General features: G+C 31.1%; 18 protein-coding genes and 1 tRNA gene. 10 read left to right on the forward strand and 9 right to left on the reverse strand.

The genetic code is table 11. The features are described from left to right. Positions 1-16 precede the first annotated feature (16 nt). The 4 genes from BC748_RS01740 to udk are packed head-to-tail and all read right to left on the reverse strand — an operon-like array spanning position 17 to position 2,679. Positions 17-292, reverse strand: coding sequence for a hypothetical protein (locus BC748_RS01740; protein ID WP_133531740.1), 276 nt, complete (start codon positions 290-292; stop codon positions 17-19). Positions 293-330: 38 nt separating this feature from the next. After that, entirely contained in the window at positions 331-1,689 is a 1,359-nt protein-coding gene (locus tag BC748_RS01745) for a methylmalonyl-CoA mutase subunit beta (RefSeq protein WP_133531741.1), read from the reverse strand. 9 nt (positions 1,690-1,698) lie between these two features. Further along, the gene (locus tag BC748_RS01750; protein WP_133531742.1) at positions 1,699-2,046 is read right to left on the reverse strand and encodes an FtsB family cell division protein; all 348 of its coding nucleotides are present in this window, start codon (positions 2,044-2,046) and stop codon (positions 1,699-1,701) included. Between the two features lie 24 nt (positions 2,047-2,070). Further along, positions 2,071-2,679 carry a uridine kinase gene (udk, locus tag BC748_RS01755; protein WP_133531743.1) on the reverse strand — a complete coding sequence of 203 codons (609 nt, stop codon included), beginning with the start codon at positions 2,677-2,679 and terminating at the stop codon, positions 2,071-2,073. 164 nt (positions 2,680-2,843) lie between these two features. Here udk and BC748_RS01760 point away from each other — a divergent pair. Together BC748_RS01760 and trxB are read left to right on the forward strand one after the other, a co-directional pair. Continuing rightward, a tRNA-Pro gene (locus BC748_RS01760) sits at positions 2,844-2,918 on the forward strand. 144 nt (positions 2,919-3,062) lie between these two features. Next, positions 3,063-4,010, forward strand: a complete 948-nt coding sequence (gene trxB / locus BC748_RS01765) for a thioredoxin-disulfide reductase (RefSeq protein WP_133531744.1) — start codon at positions 3,063-3,065, stop codon at positions 4,008-4,010. A 57-nt stretch (positions 4,011-4,067) separates the two neighbouring features. Here the strand turns inward: trxB and BC748_RS01770 are convergent, their stop codons facing one another. The 5 genes from BC748_RS01770 to BC748_RS01790 form a co-directional block, all read right to left on the reverse strand. Beyond that, positions 4,068-4,901 carry a GIN domain-containing protein gene (locus tag BC748_RS01770; RefSeq protein ID WP_133531745.1) on the reverse strand — a complete coding sequence of 278 codons (834 nt, stop codon included), beginning with the start codon at positions 4,899-4,901 and terminating at the stop codon, positions 4,068-4,070. 79 nt (positions 4,902-4,980) lie between these two features. Further along, the gene (locus BC748_RS01775; protein WP_133531746.1) at positions 4,981-5,715 is read right to left on the reverse strand and encodes a head GIN domain-containing protein; all 735 of its coding nucleotides are present in this window, start codon (positions 5,713-5,715) and stop codon (positions 4,981-4,983) included. 2 nt (positions 5,716-5,717) lie between these two features. Then, positions 5,718-7,472, reverse strand: coding sequence for a PspC domain-containing protein (locus BC748_RS01780; RefSeq protein ID WP_133531747.1), 1,755 nt, complete (start codon positions 7,470-7,472; stop codon positions 5,718-5,720). Positions 7,473-7,478: 6 nt separating this feature from the next. Beyond that, complete coding sequence (locus tag BC748_RS01785; RefSeq protein ID WP_133531748.1) at positions 7,479-7,808, reverse strand: PadR family transcriptional regulator; 330 nt, start codon at positions 7,806-7,808, stop codon at positions 7,479-7,481. 71 nt (positions 7,809-7,879) lie between these two features. Next, a complete protein-coding gene (locus tag BC748_RS01790) occupies positions 7,880-8,335 on the reverse strand; it encodes a DUF4870 domain-containing protein (RefSeq protein WP_133531749.1) in 456 nt (151 codons plus the stop codon). A gap of 198 nt (positions 8,336-8,533) precedes the next feature. On the opposite strand from BC748_RS01790, the gene BC748_RS01795 reads away from it, so the two are divergent. The 8 genes from BC748_RS01795 (at position 8,534) to BC748_RS01830 (ending at position 16,271) form a co-directional block, all read left to right on the forward strand. Next, the gene (locus BC748_RS01795) at positions 8,534-8,995 is read left to right on the forward strand and encodes a DUF4442 domain-containing protein (RefSeq protein WP_133531750.1); all 462 of its coding nucleotides are present in this window, start codon (positions 8,534-8,536) and stop codon (positions 8,993-8,995) included. 66 nt (positions 8,996-9,061) lie between these two features. Further along, positions 9,062-9,967 carry a TIGR01777 family oxidoreductase gene (locus BC748_RS01800; RefSeq protein WP_133531751.1) on the forward strand — a complete coding sequence of 302 codons (906 nt, stop codon included), beginning with the start codon at positions 9,062-9,064 and terminating at the stop codon, positions 9,965-9,967. A gap of 252 nt (positions 9,968-10,219) precedes the next feature. Further along, positions 10,220-10,789, forward strand: a complete 570-nt coding sequence (locus BC748_RS01805; protein WP_133531752.1) for a nucleotide exchange factor GrpE — start codon at positions 10,220-10,222, stop codon at positions 10,787-10,789. A gap of 65 nt (positions 10,790-10,854) precedes the next feature. After that, a complete protein-coding gene (dnaJ, locus tag BC748_RS01810) occupies positions 10,855-11,970 on the forward strand; it encodes a molecular chaperone DnaJ (protein WP_133531753.1) in 1,116 nt (371 codons plus the stop codon). 166 nt (positions 11,971-12,136) lie between these two features. Continuing rightward, on the forward strand, positions 12,137-13,057 hold the full coding sequence (locus BC748_RS01815; protein WP_133531754.1) for an ABC transporter ATP-binding protein: 921 nt from the start codon (positions 12,137-12,139) through the stop codon (positions 13,055-13,057). Between the two features lie 100 nt (positions 13,058-13,157). Further along, positions 13,158-14,462 (forward strand): ABC transporter permease, encoded by a 1,305-nt coding sequence (locus BC748_RS01820; protein WP_133531755.1) that lies wholly within the window; start codon positions 13,158-13,160, stop codon positions 14,460-14,462. Positions 14,463-14,465: 3 nt separating this feature from the next. Continuing rightward, a complete protein-coding gene (locus BC748_RS01825) occupies positions 14,466-14,897 on the forward strand; it encodes a nuclear transport factor 2 family protein (RefSeq protein ID WP_133531756.1) in 432 nt (143 codons plus the stop codon). A gap of 33 nt (positions 14,898-14,930) precedes the next feature. Continuing rightward, positions 14,931-16,271, forward strand: a complete 1,341-nt coding sequence (locus tag BC748_RS01830) for a sigma-54-dependent transcriptional regulator (protein ID WP_133531757.1) — start codon at positions 14,931-14,933, stop codon at positions 16,269-16,271. Positions 16,272-16,374: the final 103 nt, after the last annotated feature.

Below are 16,374 nucleotides of genomic sequence, written 5' to 3' on the forward strand. Positions count from 1 at the left end.
TTTGAGATAATCTTGATTAAATATCATCAATATTATCATTTATATCATTCAAAGAATCAGGGTTGAACCATGATGGAAAACTATCAAGAACATCATCACTTCTAGTACTTTTCAAATTACTAGTTAAATTTGAAATTTCACTTTTATTAGTTTTTTTCAAGGTAGTAATCGACTTTGTTTTTTTATCTTCAGAAGTTATTTTTAATTCAATTTTTCCACCAATAAATTCATCGGGTACATTTATAACGATTCGATTTTTATCTACTTCAATTTGTAAGTTAAAAATTTTCATAACGAGTTATTTTCTAAGCTTATAAGTTTACTGTTTTTTTATTTTTCTTCGTTTAATCGTGCTTGTTCTAATTTTTCAGCTAATCGTTTTTCAATGATAGGTGTGATTTGAGTTTTACGAGGATTTTGTTTTACAAATGGATATAATTCTAAATCATCTTTCATTCGGTCATTTTTGTTAGGATATTTATTGGTTCCTAATAAAATTTCTTTACCGCTATCGAATAAATCTTGTTCTTTTTGAGCGCTTTCTGAAATCTTTCTTTGAATAATTCCTTCAATTAATTGCGTAATTAAACCATCTTTATCTTCAATTTCTTTAAATAACAGTAGTGCTTTTTCTGCTAATTGTTCTGTTAGGTTTTCGATGTAGTAACTTCCATCAGCAGGATTGTTTACTTTATCAAAATAACTTTCGTTTTTTAAAATTAGCAATTGATTTCTAGCAATTCTATCACCAAATTCATTGTCTTTGTGATACAAACTGTCGTATGGTAAATTTGAAATTGAGTTGGCACCACCAAGAATTGCACTCATACATTCAGTAGTTGTACGCAACATATTTACGTTATAATCATAAATTGTTTTGTTCCTTTTAGTTGGTGTTACTATAATGTGACAGTCGAAATTGTGATTATATTCGGCAGCTAAGGTTTTAAATAATAGACGTAACGCACGTAGTTTAGCAATCTCGAAAAAATAATTTGTTCCCACTGAAACTTCAATCGTTATGGGTTGATTTATAGATTGAATTCTATTGAAATATTCATTGATATGAGCAAGAGTGTATGCTAATTGCTGCACCATATTTGCTCCAGCATTTTGGTAAATTCCTGCTTTGATATTGATTGTTGAAAAGGTAAGTTTTGAAATTGTATTTAGCTTTTCAAAATCATTTTTTATGTTTTCAAACCAATTTCCGTCTTTGCAAAATTGACCAATTGGATCTAATTGAATTATAAAATCAGCATTATTTTTAGTTGTAAATTCGCTTAATTTAGTTACGAAATCGATTGAAAGGAAAGGCAAATAAAAAAAATACGTTGTTTTTTCAAGAGGTAAGTTTTGCATTAATTCCTCAATAGAAACGGTTTCGTTTTCAATTGTAAAACGAATACTTTCAGCTCCTCGACTTAAAGTTTCTTTTGCTCTGAGATTGGATTTTTTTACATCGTGAACAAAAATATTTTGAACAATAGTAAACTTTTTTTGTGCAGAATCTACTTGGAACTTTACTTGTGTTTCATCAGCGTGATAAAATGGTTTTACCTTGATGCCTTCTGGACTTTCCCAAATTAAAGTTTCGTTATAATCTAAGCCTTTAAGTTCATACTGAATTTGTTGTTTCCATTGTTTAGAGGAAACAGATTCGAACTCTTGAAATAGTTGGTCAGCCATACAGTTGCTTTATAAAGATTTTGATTTTTCGTCAGGAAGCGTTTCTTCTTCAAATTCAATGATATAAATATCTTCGCTATCGCGCTTCATATAGTATTTTTCGCGAGCGTATTTTTCTATTTGATCAGGATTTTTGAGTAACTTGATGTTTTCGTCATCTTTTTTTATCTCATCCTGATAATATTTTTTATTATCTTCAAGTTCCTCAAGTTCTTTGTTGAGTACTCGATGTTCCATATAAGAAGTATTATCTAAAAAAAGCATCCAAACAACAAAAAAAACTAACACAATAAGATACCTATTTCCAAGAACTTTTAGAATAGGATATTTTTCAGTTAGATTTTTAAAATTGCTCATAATAGAAATTATACTTTCGTAAAATTACGTAATTCTTTGGTTAATTACAGCTCTAACTACATCAATTGCTACGGTATTGTATTTGTCATTAGGAATAATGATATCGGCAAATGCTTTTGTAGGTTCAATAAACTGTTGGTGCATTGGTTTTAAAGTTGTTTGATAACGGTTTAGAACTTCTTCCATATCGCGACCACGTTCAGCAATATCTCTTTTTAATCTTCTTATTAATCGTTCGTCGGAATCAGCGTGAACAAAAACTTTTACATCAAACAAATCTCTTAATTCAGCATTTGCCAAAATAAGAATTCCTTCTACAATCATTACTTTTCTTGGATGAGTAACGATTGTGTCATCCGTTCGATTATGAGTAATAAAAGAATAAACAGGTTGTTCGATGGTTTTTCCTTCTTTTAATTCTTTTAAATGTTTACCCAATAAGTCAAAATCTATTGCACGTGGATGATCAAAATTGATTAGTGATCTTTCTTCAAAACTTAAATTATGATTCTCTTTATAGTATGAATCTTGAGAAATGACACCAACTTCAGTTTCGGGAAGTTCATTCATAATTTGGTGAACAACAGTGGTTTTTCCGCTACCTGTTCCGCCAGCAATTCCAATAATTAGCATAGTTAGTTGTGTTTTTTACTGCAACAAAAATAGAAATTATATCGAAAGCATTTTTCGTTTTTTTGAGAAATGTTTAATGAGGAAAGTTTTTGTTTTAAAAATCATAAATAGTTAAAAAAATATTTTGTTTGCTCATTAATAGTAGTATATTTGCACCCACTTTTCGGGGTGTAGCGTAGCCCGGTTATCGCGCCTGCTTTGGGAGCAGGAGGCCGCAGGTTCGAATCCTGCCACCCCGACAAAAAGAGATTTCTAGATTTTAGAAATCTCTTTTTTTGTTTTATGATATTGTTATTTCTTATCAAAATATAGCTTTTTGTAATCTACTTTACTTTTGCTATTTCTCATAAAAGAGTACATTTGCAACCAAATAAATTTCAATCATGTCAGATACAATAGAAAAAGTAAAATGTTTAATTATAGGTTCTGGTCCTGCGGGTTATACTGCCGCTATTTATGCAGCTAGAGCAAATATGAATCCAGTTTTATATCAAGGAACGCAACCTGGTGGACAATTAACAACCACAAATGAAGTAGAAAATTGGCCAGGAAATCCAGAAGGAATAACTGGACCTGAAATGATGATTAGTATTCAAGCTCAAGCACAACGATTTGGAACTGATGTTCGCGATGGTTGGGCTACGAAAGTTGATTTTTCGGGAAGTATTCATAAAGTTTGGATTAATGAAACAAAGGAAATACATGCAGAAACCGTAATTATTTCTACTGGTGCTTCTGCAAAATATTTAGGATTACCATCGGAGCAACACTATTTACAAACTGGTGGCGGTGTTTCTGCTTGTGCCGTTTGTGATGGTTTTTTCTATAGAAATCAAGAAGTTGTAATTGTTGGAGCAGGTGATTCAGCTTGTGAAGAAGCACATTATTTATCTAAGCTTTGTAAAAAAGTGACAATGTTAGTTAGAAGTGAAAAATTTAGAGCTTCTAAAATTATGGAGGAACGCGTTCGCAAAACGGAGAATATCACTATACTTATGAATCATGATACAGAAGAAGTTGTTGGTGATGGACAAGTGGTTAATTTGATAAAAGCAAAAAACAAAACTACAGGAGAAATTATTGATATTCCTGCGACTGGTTTCTTTGTTGCTATTGGTCACAAACCAAATACAGATATTTTTAAAGACTTTATTACTCTTGATGAAACAGGTTATATTGTTAATGTTCCTGGAAGTTCAAAAACGAACATAACTGGTGTTTTTGTAGCTGGTGATGCTGCTGATCATGTCTATCGTCAAGCGATTACTGCTGCTGGAACAGGATGTATGGCTGCTTTAGATGCTGAGCGTTATTTAGCTTCTTTGGAATAACAATTAATTTATTATTTGAAATAAAAAATCCCGTCAATTGATGGGATTTTGTTTTTTTTATTTGATTGGTTTTTTCATTAGTGTTGCGCTGTCTGTAAACCTTTTTACTTCAATTTTTGGCTCACCAAATAGTTGTATTTCACTTTTACCAGCAATATCTAACGCTACATTTGTTTTTACATTTATTTTTCCATTAGCATAACCTTCGGCAAAAATTTGTGCATTTACAGCAGTTAGTTTACTTCCAACAAAATCAGCATTATTGTCTAATCGGAGTTTTAAGTTGTTAACGTCACCTTCGATAGTCGCATTTGATTTTTGGTACATGTCAAAGATTAAATCCGTGCTTGCAATTAGTGCTTTTACTTGAGCACTTTTGCTCACATCAATTGTAGCTTTGTCTGATTTTAGGTTTAATTCTATTTTTGATTTATCATTAGCCATTAATGTAAAGTTCTTGCACTTTGCATTCAAATAGAGTTTAGCAAAATCATAACTTTTAAATGTAACAATATCTAAATCAACATCGGATAGAGCTGTTACATTGGTTTCGTTTTTGGCAATAACCATATCTAATCCGTCAGTATAGGTTATACGGACACTTAATTTTTTAAAGCTTGTTAATTCTTTTGTAGTTGTAACTCTTAGATTGCTTCCAGATAATTTGAAGTCAATAAATTCATGAAGATTATCATCAGCCTCTATTTCAAATGCGCATTCAGTTCCTTTTACTAAAAAAACTTCTAAATTATCTTCTACTTCAATCGATTTGAAGCTGGCTACTTCTTTTTGTTCCATTGTTACAATCTTGGAACCTTTTACTTTCTCTTTCTTTTGAGCAAAGTTGTTTATAGAAGATAACAGCAGTACGAGCAGTATAATTTTTTTCATTTTTCTTCTGAATGATTATTTTGTCAAAAATAGAAAAAAAAACATCCCAATTTTCATTGAGATGCTTTATTACACTTTTTTAATTTGAAACGCTTCCGCCAGAACTTTCTTCTTTATTGACTTTCTTTGGATTGTTTTTGTAATGAATTGAACTTCCGCTAGATGCTTTTCCATCAAGAGAAACAACTGGATTAACATCAATTGAACTTCCGCTTGAAGATTGAGCAGCAACTTCATTTGCTATTAATTCATCTGCATCAATATTACTTCCGCTAGACGATGTTGCATATAGTTTTAATGCTTTTCCTCTGATGTTTTGTTCACTTCCACTAGATGTTTCGAGTGAAATAGTGTCTGATTCAACGGTTGCATTCATACTACTTCCACTGCTGGATTTTAGTGAAATATTTGTTCCTGTCAGCGTGTTTAATGATTTTAGAGTAGATCCACTTGAACTTTCTAAGTTGTTTATTATTGGCATGTAGACAGTAACTTTTTTTGTTACGTTATGAAAACTATTAAAATCAGATTCTATAACCAATGTTCCGTTTTCAACTCGAGTTTTGATTTCTTTTATCACATTGTCATCTGCTTCAACTGTTACTTGAAAGTCTGTTGCTTGTTTAATTTCGCAGTCAATTCCTGTTTTTACTGATACATTTGTAAAAGAATTTAACTTTCTTTCCTCTTTCACAATATTTCCGCTACCCGTAATATCATTTCCTAAATCGATTTTGTAATTGCAAGATGTTAATAGTAATCCCGCAATTGTTGCTGTGATTGCTTTTGAGCAAAAAATTATAAATTTTATCATGATTATTCTGTTTTAATGATTACACCATCGTTATTAATTTCTAATTTTCCTTTTTTATTTGATTTTTCCGACTTGGTTTCGTTAACTACTTTACCGTTTAGTTTAATTGTTACTGTTTCTGAAGAATCGTTTACTTTAATGTTAACGTTATTGTTGTTAATTTCCCCTTGGATATCAACATCATTGTGTTCATTTTCATCAGCTGGACAATTTAGACATTTGATTTGATCAGCTTCTACTTTATAAATGTAGTCATCTGAACTGTAATGTAGATTGAAATACTCATCATCAGAATAATCGTAGTCTTCTACTTTATCATCAACTTTAAAAACTGTACCAACTGGAAGATATAAATACAATTCTACCGTTTGGTCTCTATACTTACTTGCCATTTCTGTTAGTAAATAATTATCTAAAAGTAATTGATTTCCAGAAACTTTAAAAGAATATTTGATTTTTTCTGCTCTTTCGTTGGCTTCTTTGAATGATTTTCCCTCGGCTAGTTTTTCAACTTGAATGTAGGCTTGTTTTTTGTCGGTTTCTTTGATGTAGAATTTAATATTGTTTGAATATATTACCTCATTTTTCAAAGAGTCTTGAGTGAAAACAAAATCCTCTCTATGATGAACGTTTTTTGAAAAATAATCATTACCCACAAATTTGATGTTTAAAGTATCGTTGGGTTGAATTGAGATGGTATGTTTTTCTACAGTTTTACCTTCAAAAGCACTTTCTGTTGATTGTTGAATTCCTATTACAATTAAAGCACCAACTGCAAAAATCCAAATAGCTAATAAACTATATTTAGCAACACTTCCAATTGATTTTAAGTTAGTTACTAATAGTTTTAAACCTAATAGCATGAAGAAAAATAACGGAATTCCTATAGCAAAAAACGATAGTATTCCAAATAACCAAAGCGGAATATCAGTGTAGTTTACTGCGTCAATATAACGTTGCCATGGCGCATCAATGAAAGAAGTACTTCCAAGAGTAAATAATCCTATAAATAAACCTGCTAGCGTCAAAGCTGAGAATATTAAAATTAAAGCTCCAAGAACTTTTGCAAAAGCTCCAAAAATTTTCACAATAACATTTCCAAGCCCATTGGCAACTCTCTCAGCGCCATTTTTTACTTGGTTTCCCATTTCATCATAATTTGCATTTTTAAATTTATTAGAAACGCTATCATATTCTTCTCTAACTTTTTTTTCAATGTTAGATATGGTTACTGGTTCACCAGTCATTTCAAGTTTTTCTGTAGTTGTGATTGCTTTTGGAGTAATTGCCCATAAAATTAAATAAGCTAATATTCCAGAACCACCAGCCCAAACCAATAGGATGAAACCTATTTTAATCCAGATTGAATCGATACCAAAATAATGTCCTAAACCTGTACAAACTCCACCAATTAAACCTCTGTCTTTGTCGCGATATAGTTTTTTTCTACCAGTTGAAGTATAAGCAGTGTTTGTTGTTTCAGTTGAATCGTCGTCAATTCTATAATCTTCCGGCTGTCCCATTACGGCAACAACATCATCTACATCTTTAAGATTGATTACGTGTTTGTCTGATTTTTGTTTGTCAGTCAAAAGTTCGGCTACACGCATTTCGATATCTTTCATGATTTCATCTTTTCCGCCAGCGTTTGAAAGTGAACGTTTTATGGCGTCAAAATAGCGTGATAATTTTTGGTATGCATCTTCATCTATGTGAAAGAATAAACCACCTATATTAATATTTACTGTTTTGTTCATGATTTGTTATTTTTTAGTTGTGATGATGTTTACTGCATCGGACAATTCTGTCCAAGTGCTATTTAATTCAGTTAAAAATGTTTTTCCTAATTCGGTCAAGCCATAATATTTTCTTGGTGGACCAGAAGTTGATTCTTCCCAACGGTAGTTTAATAAACCGTCATTTTTTAATCTTGTCAGTAGCGGATAAACCGTTCCTTCTACTACAAGCAATTTTGCGTTTTTCAAGGTGTCGAGAATTTCAGAAGTGTAGGCATCTTTTTCTTTTAAAACAGATAAGATACAGAACTCTAAAACTCCTTTTCGCATCTGGGCTTTTGTGTTCTCAATGTTCATAATAAGATTTTGATTTTTTTCTGATGATTAGTCAGATTGATTAAACTGTTCATTTTTTGATTGATTGATGATTATTTTAAAAAGTTGATTGATAAAGGATATTTATAAACCTCACCATTTGAAGTTTTTACTGAACCATATATTATTAGTATAAACTCAATTACTTTCAAAAAGCTAAATAATACCACTGCCACTATAGCTAGAATAACTATTCCTGAAATGTTTCCAGCACTAAAGTTTTCTATTATGAAATCATTTCCATCTGAAATAGTAGTGAAAGAAATATTTTTGAAAATGCAATAAATAAATACTGGAATTGCAATTAGTAAAGTTGTAAGTGTGTATAAAAACATACTTAACTGAAAGTTTAAAACACTTTTTCCACTAGCGTCAACTAATTCCGACTCGTTTTTCTTTGCACTCCAAATAAGTATTGGAAAAATATAATTTCCAAATGGAAAAAAATACTGAGTTAACGCACTCAAGTGAAGTAATGTTGCTGTGTTGGTTCCGTTTGTTGATGTCATGATTATTATTTTTTTTGATGATGATTAAAACTAAATTCAAATAATACTATTGTATAGCTATTAATTTCTTATACAAAGATAAGGTTAAAAAAAGATACTGTGCAATACAAAGTACTAAGATTTAACAAAATATTAACATTTATAAATAATGATTTTTAAGTCCATATTTTTGTATATTTACAACAAAATCAATACTTCATGCAATTTTCTCCATCAAAATTAAATACTTTTTTATTTTTTAAATTGCCTTCTGCATTTTGGTCTGGAGTTCGAGTAAAGTCACTTTCGGCTGATAAATGTGAAGCAACCGTTAGACACCAATGGTTCAATCAAAATCCTTTTAACTCAATGTATTTTGCAGTTCAGGCGATGGCTGCAGAGTTAACAACAGGAGCTTTAGTAATGATGAAAATTAAAATGAGCAAAAGAAACATTTCTATGCTTGTAGCTAATAACAAGAGTAATTTTTCTAAAAAAGCTACAGGTTTAATTACGTTTACTTGCTCTGACGGATTACTTATAGATGTAGCTATTCAAAAAACTATTTCTACAGGCGAAGGACAAACAATATGGATGAAATCTGTTGGTATAGACAGTAAAGGTGATCAAGTTTCCGAAATGGAATTCGAATGGAGTATAAAATTGAAAGCTAAACAATAGTTAAACTTTTCCAATTCATTTACTTTCCATTTGAAATGTCAATAAATTTGACACAAACATATACTAATGAAAATTCTAATTACTGGTGCAACAGGATTTATTGGTTCAAAATTAGTGAATCTACTTTTGGAAAAAAATCATACTGTACATTATTTAACTACATCAAAAAATAAGATTAGAAATAGAATTAATTATAAAGGATTTTACTGGAATCCGGTTTTACAAGAAATTGATAGTAATTGTTTCGAAGGAGTTGAAACGATTATTCATCTGGCTGGAGCAACTATAGCCAAACGCTGGACATCTAGTTATAAAAAAGAACTTCTCTCCAGTAGAATTCAATCATCCGATTTACTTTTCAAAATAATCAAAGAAAATAATTTTACCATAAAAAATATCATTTCAGCTTCTGGTACGGCTATTTATCCTGAAAGTTTTGATAAAATATACGCAGAGGATACAACTCAAACTGCAAATGATTTTTTGGCAGATGTAGTAAAGCAATGGGAAAAAAGTGTTGACCAATTTGAATCACTATCTATTAAAGTTACCAAAATAAGAACGGGTGTTGTTTTTGCTAATAACGGTGGTGCTTTTCTAGAAATGATTAAACCAATTAAACTTGGTCTTGGCGCATTTATGGGCAACGGAAATCAGATCCAATCATGGATTCATCTCGATGATTTGGTTCGATTATATTATTTTGTTTTAGAAAATGATTTAGAAGGAACTTTTAATGCTGTAGCACCAAATACAGTTTCTAATATGGACTTGACTAAACTTGTGGCAAAAAAGCTCAAGAAACCATTATTTCTTCCAAACATTCCTCAGTTTATGATGAAATTAATTTTAGGTGAGATGTCAATTTTACTTTTTAGTAGTAAAAAATTAAGTTCCAAAAAAATACAAGATTTGGGTTTTCAATTTGAATATCCCGATTTAGAAAGTAGTCTAGATAACTTATTATCATAAAAAAAAGTGCTGTTTTGCAGCACTTTTTTTTATTCAGTTGTTGAATTAATAATTGTAAATAACCTTTATTTATACTAACCTTTAAATTTTAATATCAACAAATATAATAAACCGAAAACGATATAGTCTTAAAATTATATTAAATTTTGAATAATTTAAATACGTTTAGGAAAACAAAAAGCTATGACAATTTGACATTTTTAGAGAATTGGCAGTACTTTTGCATTCAAGAAAGCGGATTAAACCAATAAAATGAAAATTAAAGATATTTTTAAAAATAAGACACAAATGAATACTGAAAACACTGAAAAAGAACCAATCGAAAACGAAAATGAAAACGTCGTAAATGAAGTAGAAACCGCAGAAGAATTAAGTGTTGAAGAGCAGTTGCAAGAAGAATTAGCCAAAGAAAAAGATAAATTTTTACGTCTTTTTGCAGAATTTGAAAATTATAAAAAGCGAACCACAAAAGAACGTATTGATTTATTTAGAACTGCCAATCAAGAAGTGCTGCAAGCCATTCTGCCAGTTTTAGATGATTTTGATAGAGCAATGGTTCAAATTGCAAAATCGGAAGATGAAACATTATTGAAAGGTGTTCAACTTATTCATGAAAAATTAAAAAGCACACTAGAATCTAAAGGTTTAGAGCAAGTTGATTTAAAAGTAGGAGATGTTTTTAATGCTGATTTTGCTGAAGCAATTACTCAAATTCCTGCACCGTCAGACGATTTGAAAGGAAAAATTGTTGATGTAGTTGAAAAAGGATATAAACTAGGTGACAAGATAATTCGTTTTCCAAAAGTTGTAATTGGAAACTAGTATATTTTTCGAGTACTACTTTTGAATAGAAATGTGATTTATCACGTTTTTTTAAATTAAAAATTATGAGCAAAAAAGATTTTTACGAAATATTAGGTATTTCTAAAGGTGCTACAGCCGAAGAAATAAAAAAAGCATACCGAAAAAAAGCGATTGAATTTCATCCTGACAAAAACCCAGGAAATCCAACGGCTGAGGAGAATTTTAAATTAGCTGCCGAAGCTTATGAAGTACTAAGCGATCCAAATAAAAAGGCAAAATACGATCAATACGGTCATCAAGCTTTTGATGGTGCTGGAGGATTTGGCGGTGGTCATGGACACATGAACATGGACGATATTTTCAGTCAGTTTGGAGATATTTTCGGAAGTGCTTTTGGTGGCGGTTTTGGAGGAAATTCAGGTGGACAAAGACGTGTTAAAGGAAGCAATCTTCGTATTAAAGTGAAATTGACTTTAGAAGAAATTGCCAATGGTGTTGAGAAAAAAGTAAAAGTAAAGAGAAAAATTCAAGCGCCAGGTGTTCGATATAAAACTTGTTCTACTTGTAATGGTCAAGGACAAGTCTTACGAGTAACCAATACTATTTTAGGTAGAATGCAATCTGCTACAACATGTAATGTTTGTGGTGGTTCTGGACAAACAATTGATAGCAAACCAAACAATGCTGATGCTTATGGAATGATACTAGAAGACGAAACCGTTTCTATCAAAATCCCTGCAGGTGTTGTAGATGGAATGCAACTAAAGGTTTCTAGCAAAGGAAATGATGCACCAGGAAATGGAATTCCAGGTGATTTAATCGTTGCCATCGAAGAGCAAGAACATGAGTTTTTGAAAAGAGAAGGTGAAAATTTGCATTATGATTTATACATCAGTTTTGCTGAAGCTGTGCTTGGAGTTTCGAAAGATATTGATGCTATCAACGGCAAAGTAAGAATTAAATTAGAAGAAGGAATTCAATCTGGAAAGATTTTACGTCTAAAAGGAAAAGGAATTCCTAGTTTAAATAGTTATGGAAATGGCGATTTATTAGTTCATGTAAACGTCTGGACACCAAAGTCTTTGAGTAAAGAACAACGCCAATTCTTTGAAAAATCGCTAACTGACGATAATTTTATTCCGCATCCTGAAAAGAGTGATAAATCTTTTTTTGAAAAAGTAAAAGATATGTTTTCGTAATTAAAAAATTAATTATACATTTGAATATTACTTGGAAACAAGTAATTTCTTTTTCATAGCAATTTTTCCCATCCTGTAATTCATTTTATTGGGTGGGTTTTTTTTGTAACAAAAATTCGCAGTTACTTACTTATTCTTTACTTTTACAAAAAACCAAAATAGAAGTATGAATACTATACTTGAAGTAAAAAATGTAGTCAAACAATATGGTGATTACACTGCACTAAACGAAGTCTCTTTAACGGTTCCAAAAGGAAGTATCTATGGACTCCTTGGTCCAAATGGAGCTGGAAAAACTTCTTTAATTCGTATAATCAATCAAATTACAATGCCTGATAGCGGCGAAATTATTCTCGATGGAGAAAAATTAAATCCTTCACATGTTGGCACAATTGGCTATATGCCCGAAGAACGCGGCTTGTACAAAACAATGAAAGTAGGCGAGCAATGCTTGTATTTGGCACAATTAAAAGGACTTTCAAAAGCTGAAGCAAAACACGAACTTGATTATTGGTTTGAACGATTGGAAATAAAAGGTTGGTGGGATAAAAAAATTCAAGAATTATCTAAAGGAATGGCACAAAAAGTACAGTTTGTTGTCACTGTTTTACACAAACCTAAACTATTAATACTCGATGAACCATTTTCTGGTTTTGATCCCGTAAATGCCAATTTGATTAAAGATGAAATCATCGAGTTAAATAAACAAGGAACATCGGTCATTTTTTCAACCCACCGAATGGAAAGTGTAGAAGAAATGTGCGATCATATTGCATTGATTCACAAGTCCAATAAGTTAATTGAAGGAAAATTGACTGATGTCAAGAAACAATTCAGAACAAACAATTATGAAGTTGGTGTTTTAACCAATAATGTTGAAGGACTAATGTATGATTTAACACAAAAGTTTACGATTGCGCAAACTGATTTCAAATCTTTGAACGACGAATTAAAACTAGAAGTTAACTTGGGAAATGCCACTCCAAATGAGCTATTAACTATTTTAGTTCAGCGCGGACAAGTAACCCATTTTATGGAAAAAATCCCGAGTGTGAATGATATTTTTATTAAAACAGTAACTGATTAGATAGCTAGAAAGTTAGATTGTTAGAATTTTAGAAAAAAAAATTTAGCAATCATTAAAATCCAAGAAGTCTAATAATCCAAAAATCTAAGAAGTCTAAAAAATGAGTAAATTAAGTCTTATAATCAAAAGAGAATTTGTAGCAAAAGTGCGCAACAAATCATTCATCGTCATGACTTTTTTAAGTCCGTTATTATTTGTTGGAATTGCTGTTTTTGTGGGTTATCTAAGTACTATGAAAGCCGATTTGAAAACCATAGTTGTTCATGACCAATCGGGTAAATTTTTCAATGAATTTAAAAGCGATGAAGAATATAAATATGTAGATTTTTCAGAAGTAAATCTTCAAGTTTTAAAAGATAGTATTGTTTCTGAAGCTTATGAAGGTCTTCTGGTTATTCCTAAAAATGAAAATAGTGCTACATTCCAAAAAGGAATTCAATACATCTCCAACGATAGTCCAAGTGTCATGTTTATTAGTGATATAGAGGAAACCATCAATCATAAATTGACACAAGAAAATTTTCAAAAAGCAGGTTTAGATACGTTAGCAATCAAAAAGGCTAAGTCGGATATTGAAATCAAATTATCAAAAGCCTCTGGAGAAGCTTCACTAAAAGGATTGAACGAAATCAAAATTGGAATTGGTGGTGCTTTTGGCTATTTAATCATGATGTTTATTGTTATTTATGGCAATATGGTTATGCGAAGTGTGATTGAAGAAAAAGTTTCCCGAATTATAGAAGTTATCATTTCTTCTGTAAAACCATTTCAACTCATGATGGGAAAAATTATTGGAACATCATTGGCTGGAATTTTACAATTTATGATTTGGGCAATATTAGGACTAACAGCCATGTTTATTCTTTCTACGGTTTTTGGAATTCAAATGGGAGCAACATCAGGAATGGAAGACCAAGCCATGAAAGCTGCACAAAGTGAAATGGGCGGAACAATTCAAATGTATATTCAAGAATTGTGGAATTTACCAATCGCAACGATACTTATTTCATTTATTTTCTATTTCATCGGAGGATATTTTCTATACAGTTCGTTTTATGCGTCTATTGGTGCGGCAGTTGATAACGAAACAGATTCGCAACAGTTTCTTTTGCCAATTATTATGCCATTGATTTTAGGAGTTTATATAGGTTTCTTTACCGTAATGAATGATCCACACGGAACTGTGGCAACAGTTTTCTCTATGATTCCGTTGACTTCTCCAATCGTTATGATGATGCGAATTCCGTTTGGCGTTCCACTTTGGCAAATCTTAGTTTCATTGGTATTACTTTTTGCAACCTTCTTTTTAGTGGTTTGGTTTGCAGCAAAAATTTACCGCGTTGGAATATTAATGTATGGAAAAAAACCAACATGGAAAGAATTGTATAAATGGTCTAAATATTAAGAAATGAAAAGAGTTTCATTAGTAATAAGTCTATTTTTTGTTTTTCTTGCTAATGCGCAAAAAGAAGAAGTCCAAAAAACAATTGAAACTTTCTTTGAAGGATTTCATGCTAAAGATACAGTGAAAATGAAATCGGTTTGTAGTGAAAAGTTGATTTTACAATCGATTTCAGAAAGTATAAAAGGTAACAAACTAACTGATGAAAAAGCAAAGGAATTTTATTTTTCAATTGCCTCAATTCCGAGTGACTTTAAATTTAATGAAAAGATTTTGAGTTATTCCATTCAAGTCGATGGAACAATGGCGCATGCTTGGACACCTTATGAATTTTATATCAACGATAAAATAAGTCATTCTGGCGTTAACGCTTTTACACTTTTTAAAGAGCAAAATGGATGGAAGATAATTCATGTAATTGATACCAGAAGAAAGTAAAAATGTAATTTTGCAGAAATTAATTGTTTTCATTTGAAAAATATCCTAATCATAGACGACGAAGAAAAACTTCGCGGACTTTTGGCTCGAATAGTAAAATCTGAAGGATTTGATGTCATTGAAGCACCCGATTTAAAATCAGGTTTCAAAAAGTTGGAGCAAAATGATATTGACGTCGTTTTATGTGATGTCAAACTTCCCGATGGAAATGGTGTTGATTTTGTACAAAAAATTAAAACAAGTTTTCCTCTAGTAGAAGTTATTTTGATGACTGCTTATGGCAATATTCCCGATGGCGTTCAAGCTATGAAAAATGGCGCTTTTGATTATATTGTAAAAGGCGATGATAACGATAAAATCATTCCATTACTTTACAAAGCCTTTGATAAAGTACAATTACAAAAAAAAGTCAAACAACTCGAAAAACGTATTTCGGATAAATATTCATTTGATACCATAATAGGAAAATCAAAAGCAATTGAACAAGTAATTGATTTGGCTAAAAAAGTAGCTAAAACCGATTCTACCGTATTACTTACCGGTGAAACTGGAACCGGAAAAGAAGTTTTTGCGCAAGCCATTCACGAAAACAGTCATCGAGTTGGCAAATCTTTTGTAGCATTAAATTGCAGCACATTCAGCAAAGAGATTCTAGAAAGCGAATTATTTGGGCACAAACAAGGTGCTTTTACAGGAGCAATCAAAGACAAGAAAGGATTTATTGAAGAAGCAAACGGAGGAACATTGTTTTTGGATGAAATTGGAGAAATGCCTATAGAATTACAAGCTAAATTACTTCGAGTTCTAGAAACTAATGAGTTTATTCCCGTTGGAGATACCACTCCAAAAAAATCAAATTTCAGATTAATTGCGGCAACAAATCGTGATTTAAAAGTAGAAAGCGACGAACACCGTTTTCGTTCCGATTTATATTTTCGATTGAATATTTTTGAAATCAATATTCCGCCATTGCGAGAAAGAGTTAAGGATATTGCACCTTTAGTAGATTTTTTTGTAGATAAATTTTCTACTTCAATAAATAAAAAAACATTGCAAATTCAAGATAATTTTCTTCACAAATTAGAAGCCTATCATTGGCCAGGAAACGTCAGAGAATTAAAAAATGTGATTGAAAGAGCCGTTATTTTAGCTAACAATGATGTGCTAACCCTTGATGTGTTGCCTTATGAAATAAAACATCAAAGCGATAATCAAAATAAATCAATGTCAGCATTTTCAATGAATAGTGTTGAAAAACTGCATATTCAAAAAGTACTAAATTATACTAAAGGTAATAAAGCAGAAACCGCAAGATTACTAGAAATAGGTATTGCCACTTTATACAGAAAATTAGACGAATACAATATTCAATAGACAACCTTATCATTTTAATAAAAGCCTATCATTTTGATAGGTTTTTTTATGCTCAATTTTTGGCACGATAATCACAGAATCAACAATAACAATACCTTACGGA

Source organism: Flavobacterium dankookense, assembly GCF_004362665.1.
Classification (GTDB): Bacteria; Bacteroidota; Bacteroidia; order Flavobacteriales; family Flavobacteriaceae; genus Flavobacterium; species Flavobacterium dankookense.

Bases quoted from the DNA above. Each gene is read 5' to 3' on its own strand.
- udk (WP_133531743.1), bottom strand. From the start codon at position 2,679: ATGCTAATTATTGGAATTGCTGGCGGAACAGGTAGCGGAAAAACCACT.
- trxB (WP_133531744.1), top strand. From the start codon at position 3,063: ATGTCAGATACAATAGAAAAAGTAAAATGTTTAATTATAGGTTCTGGT.
- BC748_RS01820 (WP_133531755.1), top strand. From the start codon at position 13,158: ATGAGTAAATTAAGTCTTATAATCAAAAGAGAATTTGTAGCAAAAGTG.
- dnaJ (WP_133531753.1), top strand. From the start codon at position 10,855: ATGAGCAAAAAAGATTTTTACGAAATATTAGGTATTTCTAAAGGTGCT.
- BC748_RS01795 (WP_133531750.1), top strand. From the start codon at position 8,534: ATGCAATTTTCTCCATCAAAATTAAATACTTTTTTATTTTTTAAATTG.
- BC748_RS01770 (WP_133531745.1), bottom strand. From the start codon at position 4,901: ATGAAAAAAATTATACTGCTCGTACTGCTGTTATCTTCTATAAACAAC.
- BC748_RS01800 (WP_133531751.1), top strand. From the start codon at position 9,062: ATGAAAATTCTAATTACTGGTGCAACAGGATTTATTGGTTCAAAATTA.
- BC748_RS01775 (WP_133531746.1), bottom strand. From the start codon at position 5,715: ATGATAAAATTTATAATTTTTTGCTCAAAAGCAATCACAGCAACAATT.
- BC748_RS01780 (WP_133531747.1), bottom strand. From the start codon at position 7,472: ATGAACAAAACAGTAAATATTAATATAGGTGGTTTATTCTTTCACATA.
- BC748_RS01790 (WP_133531749.1), bottom strand. From the start codon at position 8,335: ATGACATCAACAAACGGAACCAACACAGCAACATTACTTCACTTGAGT.
- BC748_RS01785 (WP_133531748.1), bottom strand. From the start codon at position 7,808: ATGAACATTGAGAACACAAAAGCCCAGATGCGAAAAGGAGTTTTAGAG.
- BC748_RS01740 (WP_133531740.1), bottom strand. From the start codon at position 292: ATGAAAATTTTTAACTTACAAATTGAAGTAGATAAAAATCGAATCGTT.
- BC748_RS01805 (WP_133531752.1), top strand. From the start codon at position 10,220: ATGAAAATTAAAGATATTTTTAAAAATAAGACACAAATGAATACTGAA.
- BC748_RS01815 (WP_133531754.1), top strand. From the start codon at position 12,137: ATGAATACTATACTTGAAGTAAAAAATGTAGTCAAACAATATGGTGAT.
- BC748_RS01745 (WP_133531741.1), bottom strand. From the start codon at position 1,689: ATGGCTGACCAACTATTTCAAGAGTTCGAATCTGTTTCCTCTAAACAA.
- BC748_RS01825 (WP_133531756.1), top strand. From the start codon at position 14,466: ATGAAAAGAGTTTCATTAGTAATAAGTCTATTTTTTGTTTTTCTTGCT.
- BC748_RS01750 (WP_133531742.1), bottom strand. From the start codon at position 2,046: ATGAGCAATTTTAAAAATCTAACTGAAAAATATCCTATTCTAAAAGTT.